General features: G+C 42.0%; 1 protein-coding gene. It reads right to left on the reverse strand.

Translation table 11 applies throughout. The annotated features are described in order from the left end of the window. A partial coding sequence (locus tag GGG_RS20305) for a DnaB-like helicase C-terminal domain-containing protein (RefSeq protein WP_010118209.1) occupies positions 1-388 on the reverse strand: 388 nt, incomplete at both ends.

Consider the following 388-nt stretch of genomic DNA (forward strand, 5'->3'; position numbering starts at 1 on the left):
AGCTGATCTGCGGATTGTTGAAGTCGTTGATCGAGCATTGTCATCAATCATCAAAGGTGCTTTTTCTAAGATCATTGCAGCTGTGTTAATCTTTCCGCAGTCCTCAATTTGAGCCTTACCACTTAAAACTTTTCGTAACTCAATTTGACCAATTCCGCTAATCATCCGCTGTGCAATCTGTTTGCCTGACATTTCGATTGACACAAACAACACAGGTAGGTTTTGATTAATCATCATGTCTGCTGCAAAGTTTTGAGCAAGTGTTGTTTTACCCATGCTTGGACGTGCACCAATGATGACTAGATCACCCTTACCGACTTCACCAAGCTTGTTGTCTAGCTCAACAAAACCAGTACGAATACCACCATCAAAAGGCGTGTTGTTGTGC

This window comes from Acinetobacter sp. P8-3-8 (assembly GCF_000214135.1).
Lineage (GTDB): Bacteria > Pseudomonadota > Gammaproteobacteria > Pseudomonadales > Moraxellaceae > Acinetobacter.